The organism is Mesorhizobium sp. P3_A9 (genome assembly GCF_056402975.1).
Map to the genome: position 1 here is coordinate 1 of NZ_JBFUGJ010000732.1, position 1003 is coordinate 1003.

The 1003-nt window shown below is 60.1% G+C and carries 1 protein-coding gene; it reads left to right on the plus strand.

Annotation, left to right across the window (positions count from 1 at the left end; translation table 11 throughout):
- The first annotated feature begins 154 nt into the window (after positions 1 to 154).
- Positions 155 to 631: a YciE/YciF ferroxidase family protein gene (locus AC1DX0_RS36370; RefSeq protein ID WP_477223752.1), complete on the plus strand. Its 477-nt coding sequence runs from the start codon at positions 155 to 157 to the stop codon at positions 629 to 631.
- The last annotated feature ends 372 nt before the right edge of the window (positions 632 to 1003 follow it).

Below are 1003 nucleotides of genomic sequence, written 5' to 3' on the forward strand. Positions count from 1 at the left end.
GCGGCGGTGCGACATCAGGAGATGGCGCTGCCTGCGGTAGAGACCAATTGCCGGTGAGGCCGCCGTGGGGACACCCGGACAGGATCTACCCCACCATGTGAAGGCACGGAACCTTTCGCCCGCACCAGAAGCCAATAGGACTAAGGAGCCTGGAATGAAAACTCTGGCCGATATTTTTGAGCACACCCTCCAGGACATGTATTTCGCGGAGAACGCGATTACCAGGGCCCTGACCAAGGTAGCTGCAGCCGTGAAGGACGCCAAGCTGAAGAAGGCGGCCGAGGACCATCTTGAGGAAACAAGGGGACAGATCAAGAAGCTCGAGCTGGTGTTCAAGTCGATAGGCAAGAAGGCGTCTGGCGAGAAATGCGACGCGATAGAGGGGCTCATCAAGGAAGCCAGCGGATTGATGGAGGAAGCGTCAGGGGCCGCCCTGGATTGCGGTCTGCTGGCAGCCTGTCAAGCAGTCGAGCACTATGAGATATCCCGGTACGGCTCGCTGCGGGAATGGGCAAAGGACCTCGGGCATGATCAGGCTCACAAGTTGCTGAGCGAGATCCTCGACCAGGAAAAAGCCACCAACAACAAGCTAACGAACCTTGCGGTTACGTCGATCAACAGGACAAATTGATCCCGGCATGTCCCGCTGCGAGCACCGATTTCTGGCTAAACGGGGCTCGGGAACGTCCGCCAGCGCCTCGTCCTGGTTCGATCTCCGCCGCGCTGTCCTGTGGGGCAAGCGCGAAGGCGAATGTAAATATGCACATGGGTGGCAACCAACCGCGCTGCCGCAAGTTGACCTACGCTGGTTGATCCCAGCACCACTCCAGACCTTGGCCCGCTGCTCTCYGTTCAGAGTGGCGGGCTTTTTGCCGTAATGGACCTCATACCACGCACTATACGCATCGCTGGCGGCGTCCCACTGCTGGCCCGAGGACCGCAATGCTCCGGCTGGCCCGCTTATCGCAGGCGGACTCACCGGGCCGCAGACCCACACACAGCC

Bases quoted from the DNA above. Each gene is read 5' to 3' on its own strand.
- AC1DX0_RS36370 (WP_477223752.1), top strand. From the start codon at position 155: ATGAAAACTCTGGCCGATATTTTTGAGCACACCCTCCAGGACATGTAT.